General features: G+C 66.3%; 14 protein-coding genes. 6 read left to right on the forward strand and 8 right to left on the reverse strand.

Annotated elements, in window-relative coordinates:
* Window positions 1-63: 63 nt before the first annotated feature.
* Window positions 64-1,695: a metallophosphoesterase family protein gene (locus tag GV007_RS13515; RefSeq protein WP_160073319.1), complete on the forward strand. Its 1,632-nt coding sequence runs from the start codon at window positions 64-66 to the stop codon at window positions 1,693-1,695.
* Here GV007_RS13515 and GV007_RS13520 read toward each other — a convergent pair.
* The 7 genes from GV007_RS13520 to nrdH all read right to left on the reverse strand — a co-directional run bounded on the left by GV007_RS13520 (window position 1,659) and on the right by nrdH (window position 8,164).
* The gene (locus GV007_RS13520) at window positions 1,659-2,192 is read right to left on the reverse strand and encodes a DUF6328 family protein (RefSeq protein ID WP_160073321.1); all 534 of its coding nucleotides are present in this window, start codon (window positions 2,190-2,192) and stop codon (window positions 1,659-1,661) included. The two genes, GV007_RS13515 and GV007_RS13520, sit on opposite strands and share 37 nt — an antisense overlap.
* Window positions 2,193-2,281: 89 nt before the next feature.
* Window positions 2,282-2,443: a hypothetical protein gene (locus GV007_RS13525; RefSeq protein WP_160073323.1), complete on the reverse strand. Its 162-nt coding sequence runs from the start codon at window positions 2,441-2,443 to the stop codon at window positions 2,282-2,284.
* Between the two features lie 439 nt (window positions 2,444-2,882).
* Complete coding sequence (locus GV007_RS13530; RefSeq protein WP_160073325.1) at window positions 2,883-3,788, reverse strand: hypothetical protein; 906 nt, start codon at window positions 3,786-3,788, stop codon at window positions 2,883-2,885.
* Window positions 3,789-4,174: 386 nt separating this feature from the next.
* On the reverse strand, window positions 4,175-5,158 hold the full coding sequence (gene nrdF / locus GV007_RS13535; RefSeq protein ID WP_104241767.1) for a class 1b ribonucleoside-diphosphate reductase subunit beta: 984 nt from the start codon (window positions 5,156-5,158) through the stop codon (window positions 4,175-4,177).
* A 105-nt stretch (window positions 5,159-5,263) separates the two neighbouring features.
* A complete protein-coding gene (gene nrdE, locus GV007_RS13540) occupies window positions 5,264-7,390 on the reverse strand; it encodes a class 1b ribonucleoside-diphosphate reductase subunit alpha (protein ID WP_160073327.1) in 2,127 nt (708 codons plus the stop codon).
* Window positions 7,387-7,818, reverse strand: a complete 432-nt coding sequence (nrdI, locus tag GV007_RS13545) for a class Ib ribonucleoside-diphosphate reductase assembly flavoprotein NrdI (protein WP_104241771.1) — start codon at window positions 7,816-7,818, stop codon at window positions 7,387-7,389. Before nrdI ends, nrdE begins: the two co-directional genes overlap by 4 nt.
* A 109-nt stretch (window positions 7,819-7,927) precedes the next feature.
* On the reverse strand, window positions 7,928-8,164 hold the full coding sequence (gene nrdH, locus GV007_RS13550) for a glutaredoxin-like protein NrdH (RefSeq protein WP_068478736.1): 237 nt from the start codon (window positions 8,162-8,164) through the stop codon (window positions 7,928-7,930).
* A gap of 331 nt (window positions 8,165-8,495) precedes the next feature.
* Here nrdH and GV007_RS13555 point away from each other — a divergent pair, with 331 nt between their 5' ends.
* The 5 genes from GV007_RS13555 to GV007_RS13575 all read left to right on the forward strand — a co-directional run bounded on the left by GV007_RS13555 (window position 8,496) and on the right by GV007_RS13575 (window position 12,907).
* Window positions 8,496-9,710 (forward strand): MFS transporter, encoded by a 1,215-nt coding sequence (locus GV007_RS13555; protein ID WP_160073329.1) that lies wholly within the window; start codon window positions 8,496-8,498, stop codon window positions 9,708-9,710.
* 40 nt (window positions 9,711-9,750) lie between these two features.
* On the forward strand, window positions 9,751-10,581 hold the full coding sequence (locus GV007_RS13560; protein WP_160073331.1) for an aldo/keto reductase: 831 nt from the start codon (window positions 9,751-9,753) through the stop codon (window positions 10,579-10,581).
* 72 nt (window positions 10,582-10,653) lie between these two features.
* On the forward strand, window positions 10,654-11,583 hold the full coding sequence (locus GV007_RS13565; protein ID WP_160073333.1) for a DUF4349 domain-containing protein: 930 nt from the start codon (window positions 10,654-10,656) through the stop codon (window positions 11,581-11,583).
* A gap of 107 nt (window positions 11,584-11,690) precedes the next feature.
* The gene (locus GV007_RS13570) at window positions 11,691-12,611 is read left to right on the forward strand and encodes a PRC-barrel domain-containing protein (RefSeq protein ID WP_160073335.1); all 921 of its coding nucleotides are present in this window, start codon (window positions 11,691-11,693) and stop codon (window positions 12,609-12,611) included.
* Window positions 12,612-12,619: 8 nt separating this feature from the next.
* Window positions 12,620-12,907, forward strand: coding sequence for a YciI family protein (locus GV007_RS13575; RefSeq protein WP_160073337.1), 288 nt, complete (start codon window positions 12,620-12,622; stop codon window positions 12,905-12,907).
* A gap of 67 nt (window positions 12,908-12,974) precedes the next feature.
* Here the strand turns inward: GV007_RS13575 and GV007_RS13580 are convergent, their stop codons facing one another.
* Window positions 12,975-14,462: an MFS transporter gene (locus tag GV007_RS13580; RefSeq protein ID WP_160073339.1), complete on the reverse strand. Its 1,488-nt coding sequence runs from the start codon at window positions 14,460-14,462 to the stop codon at window positions 12,975-12,977.
* Between the last annotated feature and the right edge of the window lie 34 nt (window positions 14,463-14,496).

Raw genomic sequence — 14,496 nt, forward strand, 5'->3', positions numbered from 1 at the left:
CGGGACGAGGACGACGTCAGCTTGCTGTGCGAGCCGTATCTGGTGCTGCCCGACGCTTTGGGCGTGGAAGTCGCCTGGGTGACGGACGGGGAGGCTCGCGACTCCCGCCTCATCGTCGTGCCGATCGGGCTCGGCGAGCGTCTCGCGGAGCTATCGGTCGAGGAGCTGAAGGACCCTGCGCTCGCGAGCTCGCTGCCGGGTGCTCAGGTGATGAGGTCCGCTGGCGTTCAACTGCCCGCGATGGCGGAGGACCGCGAGAGCTTCCTCCCCGCCGGCCTCGAGGATCTCCGGAAGGCACTCGAGACGGAGACGACGGTTGCTCGTGAGGTGTGGCGCCAGTCGGCTCGAGCCTCGGGGCTCGAGCCCGGAGTCGACTACGCGTATCGCGTCGTGAGCGGTGCCGCCGCTTCCCGAGTCGAACGCCTCTCCGCAGCCCCCTCAGCGGACGCTCCTCTCCTGCGCCTGCTGCTGACGAGCGACCACCAGCTCGGCGCTCCCGTCCCCGCCGCGATGCGGCACGCGAGCGAAGCCGCTGGCCCCTTCGATGCCGTGCTGTACGCGGGCGACTTCGTGAATGTCGCCGACCGGGCCTCGGAGTGGTTCGACGATGCTCGCGGCTCCGCGTTCTTCCCATCCATGCGCGACATCCTGCCGAGCGCGCCGATCTTCTCGGTGGTCGGCAACCACGAGGTCCAGGGCAGGCGAGAGCCTGGGCGGACGCTCTCGGAGTCCTTCGAGGGCGCGCTGCCCGTGCGCGTGTCCGAAGACGGTCTGAGCCTCTCGAATTACGAGACCCTGTTCCCCTCGCCATCCGGCTCCCGCTTCTACGCGATCACCTTCGGCGGGGTGCGCATCGTCGCCTTGAGCGCGACGCGGGTGTGGCGCTCAGACCGGGCCGACGAAGACCCCGCCGCTCGCCTGGTGTCGAGCCGCTACCAGGAGGCCGAGCACGCACTCGGGGATCCGCTGGCTCAACGCTACGGATCGCACATCGTCGACGACCTGCAGGCCGGCAGCCCGCAGTTCGAGTGGCTGCGCCGCGAGCTCGCGAGCCCCGCCTTCATGGATGCGAGGCTGCGCGTGGTCGTCATGCACGAGAGCCCGCACAGCATCGGCGTGAACGCGATGCCGCACTTCGCGCATCCCGTTCGCCTCGAGGAGCGCGACGGACTCGGTGAGCTGACCGGCGTGCGCTACGACTACCCGTCGGCCGAGAGCATCCTGCTGCGCGACGTCGCACCGCTCTTCGAAGCGGCACGCGTCGACCTCGTCATCGGCGGGCACTCGCACCTGTGGTCGAGGTTCGCCTCAGCGGCGGGCGTGCAGTACCTCGAGACGTCGCACGCTGGGAGCACACACGGGGCGTTCGATCGGAGCAGCGGGCGCCGTCGAACGCGCCCGCCGTCCCGGTGGAACGCGCACGATGCCGTGGCGCAGGGTGACGCGGGCGGCCTCGACCCGATCGTTCCGACGCGTGCGCCTCGGCTCGGCGCGGCCGGCGAGCCACTCCCCTATGTCGCAGAGCCGGGGCTGAGCGTGTTCAGCGTGCTGACCGTGTCTGCAGATGCAGGCGCGCGTGCAGGTGCAGGTGCGAAAGCGGATTCGGCTGCCGTGGTCGAGAGCTACCTGTACGACGCCCGGACCCCCGCGGTGCCGGCTCAGGTCTTCGACGCGTTCGTCGTCGGCGAGGCGTGAGCCGCTCGGTCGCGGGCATTTCTGAGGAGCCTTGGGCCGACCGTCCAGAGGAGCAGCACGAGCACGGCCACGGCTCCCCCTGCCCAGATTCCGGCGGTCGGCGAGACCACGAAGTCGAACACGAAGAGCACGATCCCGACGAAGAGCAGTGACGCTGCGATGAGGCAGAGGATGAGGATGGCGCTGGCGGCGTGGACGAGCTGCGCTTTCGCCCGTTCCCCGAACAGGATGCGGTGCAGCATGACGGGCGCGAGCGCGAGGAGTGTGACGAGGACGGCGAAGATGACGAGGCACAGGTAGAGCACGTGGTCGAACGGCCCGAGCTCCGCGAAACGCTGCTGGAACGGCAGCGTCAGCAGGAACCCGGCCATGATCTGCGTGCCGGTCTGCAGCACGCGGAACTCCTGCATGAGCTCGCTCCAGTTGCGGTCCGAGCGCTCGTTTGGGGTTTCGTCTCGTCCGTCGTCGGACGTGGTGTCGACGTCGTCGTCGATCATGGCTTCTCCTGCGGTGTTGGGAGGCGTTCGCCCATCGCTCGTCCCTCCGGGTGCCCGGCACGCGGCTCGTGGCGTGCCGGGCTCAGCGGTCAGGCGAGGTCGCTGATGCCGTCCTGGCGTCGGCGGTCCTGCGATCCTTCGTCGTCGACGGCGCCGTCGCCGGTCTCGAACTTCTCGTCGCGACGTTCCTGGCGGTGCTCTTCCTGGTGCTCGTGCTCTTCGCGCAGCTCTTCGTTCTTGTCGTGTCCCATGGGGTCTCCTCGATCGTCTTCGGCGCATCGTTGCGCTGCCCGCGCGGCGGAGTGCCGCAGGCTGAGCGTAGCGCTCGGCGCTTGGATGCCGGCAGGGATTGGCTCGCATACACCAGGACGAAAACAACCCCAAATCCGCCACGGGCGCGGCCTCCAAGATCGACGGCGGTGTTGTGGTCGTCAAAACTCACCGAAGGCAACCACTAGTCCGCTACCGACTCTGAGGGCAACGGTTTGCTCGTCACGTGCGGGGCGCGGCCGGGCGTTGTAGCGTGACACACCTCGACGCGGCACCGACCAGTTTCCTGGTCGGTGCCGCGTTAAGGGTGACGCCGTCGAAGTCGTGAGCTTAGGTCCCAGACCCTCGTCTTGCGTGTTGATGCCTCACCGATGGCTTATGAGCGGGCGATCCGTTGTCTGGAAGTGCCCAGCGTTTCAGCTAGGCCTTGTGACGGCGATCCTGTTCACGCAGCCAACCCGCCAGGTAGGCCTCGAAGGCCGAGGGCAGGTCTTGCCCCAAGTCCAATGCGCTCAGACTGACGCGCGCATTGGAATCATGGACGTTTCGCAGATCCTGGCGCTGTTGGAGCGCCCACTTGGGCGATCTAGTGACTCGCCCCGTGACCGAGGAGACCGTAGCCTCAACGTCTTGAACGTGGCCGAGCACACTCTTCTTGTGAAACCTGCCAGCTGTGACCAACGGATTACGTCTTGCCCAGTCACGCGGGACCAGGAGCAGGGGTTTGCCGTTGGCTGACGGGAGTTCAACAGAGCGCACAACCCAGTCCCGAGTTTCCGGGTTCCACATCTTCGCGTCTACAGGGAGCGCTCCGTACGACAGCTGAGGGTATTCCCCGAGCATCGCCGCCGTGAACCCCGCCAAGGCCGAGTAGGTGACGCGCGTCGTCAGGTCAGAGGTGATATCGGACCCGATTCCCGAAACGTACAGCGGGATTCGGTCGAGCTGTGAGAGCAGCCCTACCTCAACAAGAGCGCGACGATCGGTAACGAGCGCGTCCCAGATGTCCGCCCCCACCCCGTCTGAACCTCCGTGCCCAAAGTAGCCATCTTTGGACATGCCGAGACGAGTCTCCCAGGGCTCGCTGAATTGGGAGAGAAGTGCTCTACCGAGCTCGAATGAGGAGCCCGAGCCGGCATGCACGTACGCCACGATGGTGCTCATAAAACTGTCGGCTTGCCGCAGTGCCTCCGCCCGGAAGGGTTCCGGTCCGGTGCTCAGCCTGATGGCGTGCAGGTCCAAAAACGCCAGGTTGTCGGCGTCGACCTCGATGTCTAGGAAGGGAACGTCTCCCGGAATACCGAAGTACTCGGTGATGCTGCTCATTGGATTGCCAATCTGGGCTTCGCCCGTCTTGACACGCGGGACCGGAGCAGGTGGACAATCCACCATCGGACTCCGTAGGCTGAGGACGACGCTTCACAGTCATCTTCGATGCCCCTCGGGTGTCGAATCTGGCCCTCGCATGCTCGAACATGCTGGGGCCAGAAATTTTTGTCGTTGCAACCGCATTGCCTAGACGACCAGGGGCCCCTACACGCATGTAGGGGCCCTTGGTGTGATCAGGAGCACGGTCGGCGTCGTGCGGTGCGCACTTCTCTTGGGCGAGCAAAGGTCCTGCGTATGCTCGCGTTGGGAAAATTTCACCCAACGGTTGCTCAGCACCTTTACTCTCACCCAAGTTCTTCATGCAGATACTCATCGTCGTGGGTCTAGAAGTCCCAGTCCTCGTCTTCCGTGTTGACGGCCTTGCCGATGACGTAGGAGGAGCCCGACCCGGAGAAGAAGTCGTGGTTCTCGTCGGCGTTTGGCGAGAGCGCCGACAGGATCGCCGGGTTCACGTCGGTGACGCTCGAGGGGAACATGGGCTCGTACCCGAGGTTCATGAGCGCCTTGTTGGCGTTGTAGTGCAGGAACTTCTTGACGTCCTCGGCGAGGCCGACTTCGTCGTACAGGTCGTGCGTGTACTGCACTTCGTTCTCGTAGAGCTCGAAGAGCAGCTCGAACGTGTAGTCCTTGAGCTCCTGGCGCTTGGCCTCGTCGACCAGCTCGAGACCCTTCTGGTACTTGTAGCCGATGTAGTAGCCGTGCACTGCCTCGTCGCGGATGATGAGGCGGATGAGGTCGGCCGTGTTGGTGAGCTTGGCGTGGCTCGACCAGTACATGGGCAGGTAGAAGCCCGAGTAGAACAGGAACGACTCCAGCAGCGTCGACGCGATCTTCCGCTTGAGCGGGTCGTTGCCGTGGTAGTAGTTCATGACGATCTGCGCCTTGCGCTGCAGGTTCTCGTTCTCCGTCGACCAGCGGAACGCGTCGTCGATCTGCGGCGTGCTCGAGAGGGTCGAGAAGATCGACGAGTAGCTCTTGGCGTGCACCGACTCCATGAACGCGATGTTCGTGTAGACGGCCTCCTCGTGCGGTGTCAGCGAGTCGGGGATGAGGCTGACCGCGCCCACGGTTCCCTGGATCGTGTCGAGCAGGGTGAGCCCCGTGAAGACGCGCATGGTGAGCGTCTGCTCTGCAGGCGTGAGCGTGTTCCACGACTGCACGTCGTTCGACAGCGGCACCTTCTCGGGGAGCCAGAAGTTGTTGACGAGTCGGTTCCAGACCTCGACATCTTTCTCGTCTGGGATGCGGTTCCAGTTGATCGCCTGGACCTTCTCGAGAAGGTGGCTCGTCTCGGCCTGCGGGTTCATGTGCGTGGAGTTCTTTTCTGTCGCGTTCGTGCGGGAATGGTCGGGCAGCTCACCCGGAGGCAGGCCTCACTCGAGAGCAGGGCTGACTCGAAAGCAGGGAGGGGCCTACAGCATGCAGCTGACGCAGCCGTCGACCTCGGTGCCCTCGAGCGCGAGCTGGCGAAGACGAATGTAGTAGATCGTCTTGATGCCCTTCTTCCACGCGTAGATCTGCGCGCGGTTGATGTCGCGGGTCGTCGCCGTGTCCTTGAAGAAGAGCGTCAGCGACAGGCCCTGGTCGACGTGCTGCGTCGCCTCGGCGTAGGTGTCGATGATCTTCTCGTAGCCGATCTCGTAGGCGTCCTCGAAGTACTCGAGGTTGTCGTTCGAGAGGTAGGGCGCCGGGTAGTAGACGCGGCCGAGCTTGCCTTCCTTGCGGATCTCGATCTTGGACGCGATCGGGTGGATCGAAGAGGTCGAGTGGTTGATGTAGCTGATCGACCCGGTCGGCGGGACCGCCTGCAGGTTGCGGTTGTACATGCCGTGCTTCTGCACGAGCTCACGCAGCTCGGCCCAGTCGGCCTGCGTCGGGATGTGCATGCCCTCGAAGAGCTCGCGGACGCGCTCCGTCTTGGGAGCCCACTCGACGTCGACGTACTTGTCGAAGAACTCGCCAGACGCGTAGGTGGAGCGCTCGAAGCCCGCGAAGGACTTGCCACGCTCGGTCGCGATGAGGTTCGAGGCGCGGATCGCGTGGAACACGACCGTGTAGAAGTAGATGTTCGTGAAGTCGAGAGCCTCTTCGGAACCGTAGAAGATGCGCTCGCGGCCGAGGAAGCCGTGCAGGTTCATCTGGCCGAGGCCGATGGCGTGCGACTCGTCGTTGCCCTTCGCGATGGAGGGCACCGACGCGATGTGGCTCATGTCGCTGACGGCGGTGAGGCCGCGGATCGCGGTCTCGACGGCCGTCGCGAGGTTGCGCGAGTCCATTGCGGCGGCGATGTTCATCGACCCGAGATTGCAGGAGATGTCGTTGCCGATGGTCTCGTACCCGAGGTCGTCGGTGTACGTCGTCGGCGAGTTGACCTGGAGGATCTCCGAGCACAGGTTCGACATGTTGATGCGGCCCTCGATGGGGTTCGCACGGTTCACCGTGTCCTCGTACATGATGTACGGGTATCCGGACTCGAACTGAATCTCGGCAAGCGTCTGGAACAGCTGGCGTGCGCTGATCTTCGTCTTCTGGATGCGTGCGTCGTCGACCATCTCGTAGTACTTCTCCGTGACGGAGATGTCGCCAAACGGCTTGCCGTAGACGCGCTCAACGTCGTACGGGGAGAAGAGGTACATGTCTTCGCCGCGCTTGGCGAGGTCGAACGTGATGTCCGGGACGACGACGCCGAGGGACAGCGTCTTGATGCGAATCTTCTCATCGGCGTTCTCGCGCTTGGTGTCGAGGAATCGCATGATGTCGGGGTGGTGCACGTTGAGGTACACGGCTCCAGCGCCCTGACGCGCGCCGAGCTGGTTCGCGTAGGAGAAGGAGTCTTCCAGCAGCTTCATGATCGGGATGATTCCCGAGGACTGGTTCTGGATCTGCTTGATCGGCGCACCCGACTCGCGGATGTTCGACAGGTTGAAGGCGACGCCGCCTCCGCGCTTCGAGAGCTGCAGGGCGGAATTGATGGAGCGGCCGATCGACTCCATGTTGTCCTCGATGCGGAGGAGGAAGCAGGAGACGAGCTCGCCTCGCTGCTTCTTGCCCGTGTTGAGGAACGTCGGGGTCGCGGGCTGGAAGCGCCCGGCGATCATCTCGTCGGCGAGCGACGTGGCGAGGGTCTCGTCGCCCTGCGCAAGGCCGAGCGCGACCATGAGCACGCGGTCTTCGAAGCGCTCGAGGTAGCGCTTGCCGTCGAACGTCTTGAGCGCGTACGAGGTGTAGAACTTGAAGGCGCCGAGGAAGGTCGGGAAGCGGAACTTCTTCGCGTAGAGGCGGTTGCGGAGCCCCTCGATGAAGGAGTGCGCGTACATCGCCAGGGTCTCGGGCTCGTAGTACTCGTTCTCGACGAGGTACTCGAGGCGCTCCTCCAGGTCGTGGAAGAAGACCGTGTTCTGGTTGACGTGCTGGATGAAGTACTGGTGAGCGGCTTCGCGATCCTTGTCGAACTGGATCTGGCCGTTCTCGTCGTACAGGTTGAGCATCGCGTTGAGCGAGTGATAGTCGAGCGTGTTCGCCGCGGTTGGTGCGTTCATCGTGATGACACTTGCGTCGTCGAGAGCGGTTGTTGCTGCCAAAACCTGTCCAATCCAGAGTTGACTGCGGCGACGTCGTCTGGCGTGCCGAAGAGTTCGAAGCGATACAGCGTGGGTACGCCGCACTTCGAGGAGATGATGTCGGCGGCGAGGCCGTAGCCCTTGCCGAAGTTCGTGTTCCCGCCGGCGATGACGCCGCGGAGGAGCTCGCGGTTGCGTGGCTCGTTGAGGAATCTGATGACCTGCTTGGGGACGGCCCCGCGCCCATCTCCCCCGCCGTAGGTGGGGAGGATGAGCACGTAGGGCTCGTCCGCGACAAGCTGGGGTTCGCTCGGGAAGAGCGGGATGCGGCTCGCTGGCCGGTCCAGCTTCTCGACGAAGCGGCGCGTGTTCTCGGAGACGCTCGAGAAGTAGATGAGCCCGGTCATGGGTGCACTCCCTTCTTCATCCGCGTCATGTCTTGATGCGCGTCATGAGTCGCGTTTCGAGATGCGAGCGCTCAGAGCAGTGAGGATTGAGCCTCGCGCGGTGCGACGGCTAGGCCGTTGCGAGAGCAGCCAGCTGGCTGATCTTGTCGGGGCGGAAGCCCGACCAGTGGTCGTCGCCCGCGATGACGACGGGAGCCTGCATGTAGCCGAGCTCCTTGACGGTCTGCAGCGCCTTCTCGTCTGCGGAGACGTCGAAGATCTCGTACTCGATGCCCTGCTTGTCGAGGGCACGGTAGGTGGCGGTGCACTGCACGCATGACGGCTTGCTGTAGACGGCGATTGCCATGGTTTTCTCCTGGTTCCTAAGTGCTTGGGGAGTGCTATTCGTGCAGTGTGTTGAAAGCGTCTCGCCCGGTCTCTCGCGGCCCTGCCGAAGCAGTCTCACGCGGTGCCAGGTGGATGAACCCCCGTTGTGTCGCAGTTTCCTGCGGCCACTACATCTTGTGCTCGATGAGGCTACCACCACTAGATAGGGTGTTACAACCGTGTAGTTCTCCACAAGTCCTCCACAGAAAATGCCTCAGTTTCCGGCGTTTCTCCACCGTTTTCCGGCGGTTGTGCACAGTCTGTCCCCAACCACCGACATTCCTCGTCCGAGGCGTACGATTGTCGGCGCTGTGACGAACTACGCGACTGTACTCAGAACCCCAGGCCTGACACGACTCCTGCTCTCGCAGCTCGTCGCCAGGTTCCCCGCTGGCATGCTCTCGCTCGCGATCCTCATGCACGTCGAGGACACCTACAACAACTTCACCTCCGCCGGCGTGGTTCTCGCCGCCCTGAGCATCGGCCAGGCGGTCTCAGGCCCGGTCGCCGGGCGCCTCATGACCGTCTGGGGCATGCGGCCCGTGCTGATCTTCACGATGATCGCGTGCTCGCTCTCGCTCACGGCGCTCGCGCTCTGGCCACCAGTACTCTGGCAGGCGGCGATCCTCGCGGTGCTGGCTGGGCTCAGCATCCCTCCCGTCTCCCCCGCAGTCCGGACGATCTACCCCAAGGTCGTCACCGCATCGCAGCTGTCGCGCCTCTTCTCGCTCGACGCCTCCCTCCAGGAGGTCATCTGGGTGATCGGGCCCGTCGCCACGACCGCCGTCGCGTTCGCGATCTCGCCAGCAGCCGGCATCCTCGTCGGTGCCGGCATCACCCTCATCGGCGGCCTCTGGTTCGTGGCCGCCCCGGAGGTGGGCAAGGTGCGCATCCCGAAGTCACGACGCAGAGCGGGGGCGGTGCTCCGCAACCCGGTCGTCGTCCTCATGGCCGTGACGGGCGCCCTCCTCGTCGGCGCCTGCTCCGCCATCGAGGCCGCCGTCGTGGCGGAATTCGGCCACGAGCGCGCGGAGACCGGCATCCTGCTCGCCGTCTTCGCCGTGGGCTCCCTCGTCGGCGGCCTTGCCTTCGGGCACCTGCCGCTTGCGCCCCTCTCCCTCGCCCGCCGCATGGGGATCGTGTTCCTCGGCATCGGCCTCGCACTGATCTCGACGAACCCGGTCTGGCTCGGCGCCGCGTTCTTCGTGAGCGGCCTCGGCATCGCGCCCGTCTTCTCCGGCAGCTTCTCTGCGGTCTCCTCGAGCGTCCGCTTCAGCGAGAGCGCCGAGTCGTACGGCTGGATGGCGACGGGGCAGCTCATCGGCGCCGCGGCGGGGTCCGCGCTCGCCGGCATCGCGAACGACCTGGCTGGTTCCCTCGGCGGCTTCCTGGTGAGCGCCGCGTTCGCCCTCGCGGGTGCAGTCGTCGCCCTCCTCTGGCGCGGGCACATCCCGGACCTGCGTGGTGCCGACATCGCGCCGCGACCCGACACCGAGCCCATGAACATCCTGAACGCCCCTTCCTGATCCCGCTCCCGGTGCTCAGAACGCCGACCGAAAGGCCTCGATGACCTCGCCGCTCACCCCCAGCCTGACCATGAACGACGGCATCGAGATCCCCCAACTCGGTCTCGGCGTCTACAAGGTGCCGGACCTCGAGGCGACCAGGGTCGTGGTGGATGCCATCGACCTGGGCTACCGGCACCTCGACACGGCGGCGTTCTACGACAACGAGGCGGGCGTCGGCCGCGGCATCCGCGAGAGCGGGGCTCCCCGCGAGGAGCTCTTCGTGGCGACGAAGGTCTGGCACGACCGGCACGGCTTCGAGGAGACGCTCGCCTCCTTCGATGAGAGCCTCGAGAAGCTCGGCCTCGACTACGTCGACCTCTACCTCATCCACTGGCCGGCCCCGGCGCAGGGCAGGTACGTCGAGACCTGGCGCGCGCTCGAGCGGCTCCATGGCGAGGGGCGTGCCCGATCCATCGGCGTCTCGAACTTCAAGGGACACCGCCTCGACCGCCTCGCGGCAGAGACCGAGACCGTGCCAGCCGTCAACCAGATCGAGCTGCATCCTCGCCTGCCGCAGGTCGAGACGCGCGCATACAACCGAGCGCACCGCATCCTCACGGAGGCCTGGTCGCCGCTCGCACGGGGAACGCTGCTCGACGAGCCGACGCTCCTCGCCCTGGCAGACAAGCATGGCAAGACGGTCGCCCAGGTCGTGCTGCGCTGGCAGCTGGACCTCGGCAACGTCGTCATCCCGAAGTCGGTGCACCGCGACCGACTCGCCTCGAACCTCGAGGTCTTCGACTTCGCACTCGACGCCGACGACCTCGACGTCATCGCCGCCCTCGAGTCCGGCGAACGCACCGGCAAGGACCCCGACCTGTTCTTCTGATCGCGCGCCAGCAGCGGATCTCTGGGGGAATTCGGAGCACGCCGAGCCCCGCCAGGTGCTTGCATGACTCCTATGCGCACCTCATTCCGGCGGCTCGGCGCCGCGACCGCCCTTGCCCTCAGTGCGCTCCTCCTCTCCGGCTGTGCGGGCGGCATGTCCTCGACCGAGTCGCAATCCGAATCGGCACCTCAGGGCGTCGCGCAGGACTACGCGGGAGCCCCGGAAGCGGCCGCGGGCGCCGCCCAGGAGAATCGCGACGTGGTCACGACGGGCTACGTCGGGATCCAGACGGGCGACGTGCCTGGGGCTCGCACGCGGGTGGAGGACCTCGTCGAAGCACGCGACGGGCGCATCGACGCCCGATCGGAGACGGGCGGGGATTCCGTCTCGGCGCAGCTGACCGCGCGGGTGCCCGCAGCCGACTACGACGCGTTCATCACCGAGCTGCGCGAGGTCGGCGACGTGGTCTCGGTCGAGACCTCCGCCGTCGACGTCACACTGCAGAAGACGGACATGTCCTCACGCGTCTCGACGCTCGAGGCGTCAGTGACGTCGCTGCGAGGGATGCTCTCCTCGGCCACCGAGGTCGACGACCTTCTCGCGATCGAGACGACGCTGACCGAGCGCACGAGCGAGCTGCAGAGCCTGCGCGCGCAGCTGGAGGTGCTCGAGGAGAGCATCGCGTACTCGACCGTCTCCATCTCGATCTCGAGCGATGCCCCTTCCCCAGGGCAGGAGCCCGCTGGCTTCCTCGCGGGCCTGCAGGACGGCATGGCGGCGCTGTTGCGCGGGTTCGCCTCGTTCTGGACCGCGCTCGGCTTCGCGCTCCCCGGGCTCGCCCTCCTCGCCGTGCTCGGCGCCGCAGCCTGGCTCATCGTGCGTCTCAGCATGCGGTCTGCAGCTGCTCGGGCGGCCCGCCGGGCGGAGGCGGTCAGCGTTGCACAGCCTGCTCCCGCGGCACCGGAAGGCACAGGCCGCGCACCCGCCGAGCCCGCTTCCTAGCGCCGACTCGGCCAGCGCACCGCTGCAATCGCTAGTCTTGTGCAGGTCGTTCGTGCGCACGTGGGCACGAATGGCCCGCCACATCCACGTTGACCGAGGAGCACAGCATGGCTGCCGACGACACGAACACGAAGTTCGACCCCGATTTCGAGCCGCGCGACGATGACACCACGCGCATCGAGGCCGCGGGTGTCCCCGACGAGGACCTGGCTCCGGGCGACACGATCGGGGACCTCGCAGACGACCCCATCGAACCGCCCCAGGAGACCGACGAGGCCTCAGACTCACTTGCCGCCGGCACCGGCCATGTGAGCGGCGAGAGCAGCGCAGCCGCCCAGCTCAAGGCCCACGAGGCGAAGCTCACCCGCATCTTCCAGGCGACCGTCTTCGGACCAGGAGACGAGCGGATCGGCCGTGTAGGCCAGGTCTACCTCGACGACCAGACCCGCGACCCCAACTGGGTCACGGTGAAGACCGGCCTGTTCGGCACCAAGGAGTTCTTCATCCCCCTCGACGTCGCGGAGCTGGACGAGAAGCGCATCCTCGTGCCCTACTCGAAGTCGCTCGTGACGAGCGCTCCGAGCACGGAGGTCGACCAGAACCTCAGCCCTGCTGAGGAGGACGCGCTGTACGTGCACTACGAGGTTCCCGGGCGCATGCCCGAGAACGGCACCGAGACGAGCCTCGTCGAGGGCGGAAGCGAACTCCGTCCGGGCAGCGCTCCCGTCATCCTGGAGCCGAGCGGCGACGACTTCGACGACGCCGACGAGGCGTCGCGGACCGAGGACGCCCTGCTCGCCGAGACCGTCGCCGATTCCGCCTTCGACACCGAGGCCAGCATCGACGCCCATGAGACGGCAGCCCCTCTGCTCTCGGCCGACGACGACGACACTCGCCTCATCGCGACGGCGGAAGCCGCGGCAAGCGACGACGAGTTCGAGGCTCCGACGGTGACCGAGTGGGAGGAAGTCAGCTTCCAGCGGCCGAGCGACGAGCCGATCGACCCGACCAGCCCCGACCGGAACTAGGAGCCTCCGTGCCTCTCTTCGCCACGATCTACCACTACGCAGACGGCTCAGCCGACACTCGCGACGAGCACCGCCCCGCGCACCGAGCCTGGCTCGGCGAGCAGAAGGACGCCGGCATCCTGAAGGCCTCGGGCCCATGGGCCGCTCCTCACTCGGGCGCGCTGCTCCTCTGGGAGAGCGACGACGAGGCGTCCCTGCGTGAGCTCCTCCCCGCCGATCCCTTCGCCGTTGTCGGCGTCATCCGCCAGACCGACGTCTACGAGTGGACACAGGTCTTCGGACCGTTCACCCCGTAACTGACGAACTCCCCGGCACCTCGACGAAGCCGGTCGCCGCACTCGCGGCGGCCGGCTTCGTCACGAGCTAGGCCTTCTCCTGCGCCTGCACCGACTCAGCGGAGCTGCTGGGCGCCGCTGCCCTCGGCTTCTCGAAGAACAGCACGACCACCGCCCCCACGAGGAAGGCGGCGATCGGCAGCAGCAGCGACTGCCCCAGCGCTGCGGAGAATCCCTCGGCGACCGCGGGCGGCAGCGCGCCGCTGCTCTGCTCTGTGGCATCCGCCGGCATGCCAGGCAGCTCGGCCGCGAGACGCGAGCTGATGAGGGCGGCGATCGCGGCAGAGCCGAGCACCGAGCCGACCTGGCGGGTCATGTTGTAGACGCCGGACCCCGCGCCCGCGAGCGCGGGAGGCAGGTTTCGCGTGGCGCTCGTCGCGAGGGGTGCCCAGAGACCGGAAAGCCCCAGGCCGAGGAACGCGGGTGGGATGAGCAGCTGCCAGAGCGGCGTGTCGGCCGTCATGAGCAGCGACATCCATCCGAGAGCGGCAGCCACGATGAGGAAGCCCGCGAACGCGATCCAGCGTGGCTCGGTGCGGTCGGTGAGGCGACCCACGAACGGCGCCATGACCCCGGACACGACGGCCATGGGAACCAGCATGAGCGCCGCCTGCGTCGGCTCGAGCGCGCGCGCCGTCTGGAAGTAGAACGCGATCGGGAGCGGCATGGAGACGATCGCGAGGCCGAGCACCGAGATGCCGAGGTTCGCGACCGTGAAGTTCCTGTCGCGGAAGAGCCCCAGCGGCAGGAGCGGCTCCTTGCGGTTGAAGCGCTGCCAGACGACGAAGCCGACGAGCACGACCACACCCGAGACGATGAGTCCCCACACGGAGATCGGTCCGACGATCTGCCCCCAATCGAACGTCTCGCCTTCCTGGATGCCGAACACGAGCAGGAAGAGACCCGCCGCGCTCAACACGACGCCCAGCCAGTCGAACGAGTGCGCCTTGGTCTCGAGGTCGGGCACGAGACGCCAAGCCAGGATGAACGCGACGACACCGACGGGCACGTTGACGAAGAAGATCCACTCCCAGCCGAGGCCGTCGACGAGGAACCCTCCGAGGATGGGGCCGACAAGCGTGGCGACGCCGGCGACTGCACCCCAGAGCCCCATGGCCGCGCCTCGCTTGTCCGGCGCGAAGATCCGAGTGATGACCGACATGGTCTGCGGGGTCATGAGGGCGGCACCGAGGCCCTGCACTGCACGTGCCGCGATGAGCATCCCGATGTCGCCCGAGAAGCCGCACCAGAGCGACGCGAGGGTGAAGACGACGAGGCCGATGAGGTAGATGCGCTTCGGGCCGAAGCGGTCGCCGAGGCGACCGGTGATGAGCAGCGGCACTGCGTAGCTGAGCAGGTACGCGCTGGTCACCCAGATGACGGCGGTGATGTCGGTCTGGAGATCCTTGAGGATGGCCGGGTTCGCGATGGAGACGATCGTCGAGTCGACCAAGATCATGAAGAAGCCGATGACGAGGGCCCAGAGGGCGGGCCAGGGGCGGGAGACTGTTTCCACGAGGGTGGATGCTACGCCCCTTGTCGGACCGTTG

The organism is Pseudoclavibacter sp. 8L (assembly GCF_902506465.1).
Lineage (GTDB): Bacteria > Actinomycetota > Actinomycetes > Actinomycetales > Microbacteriaceae > Pseudoclavibacter.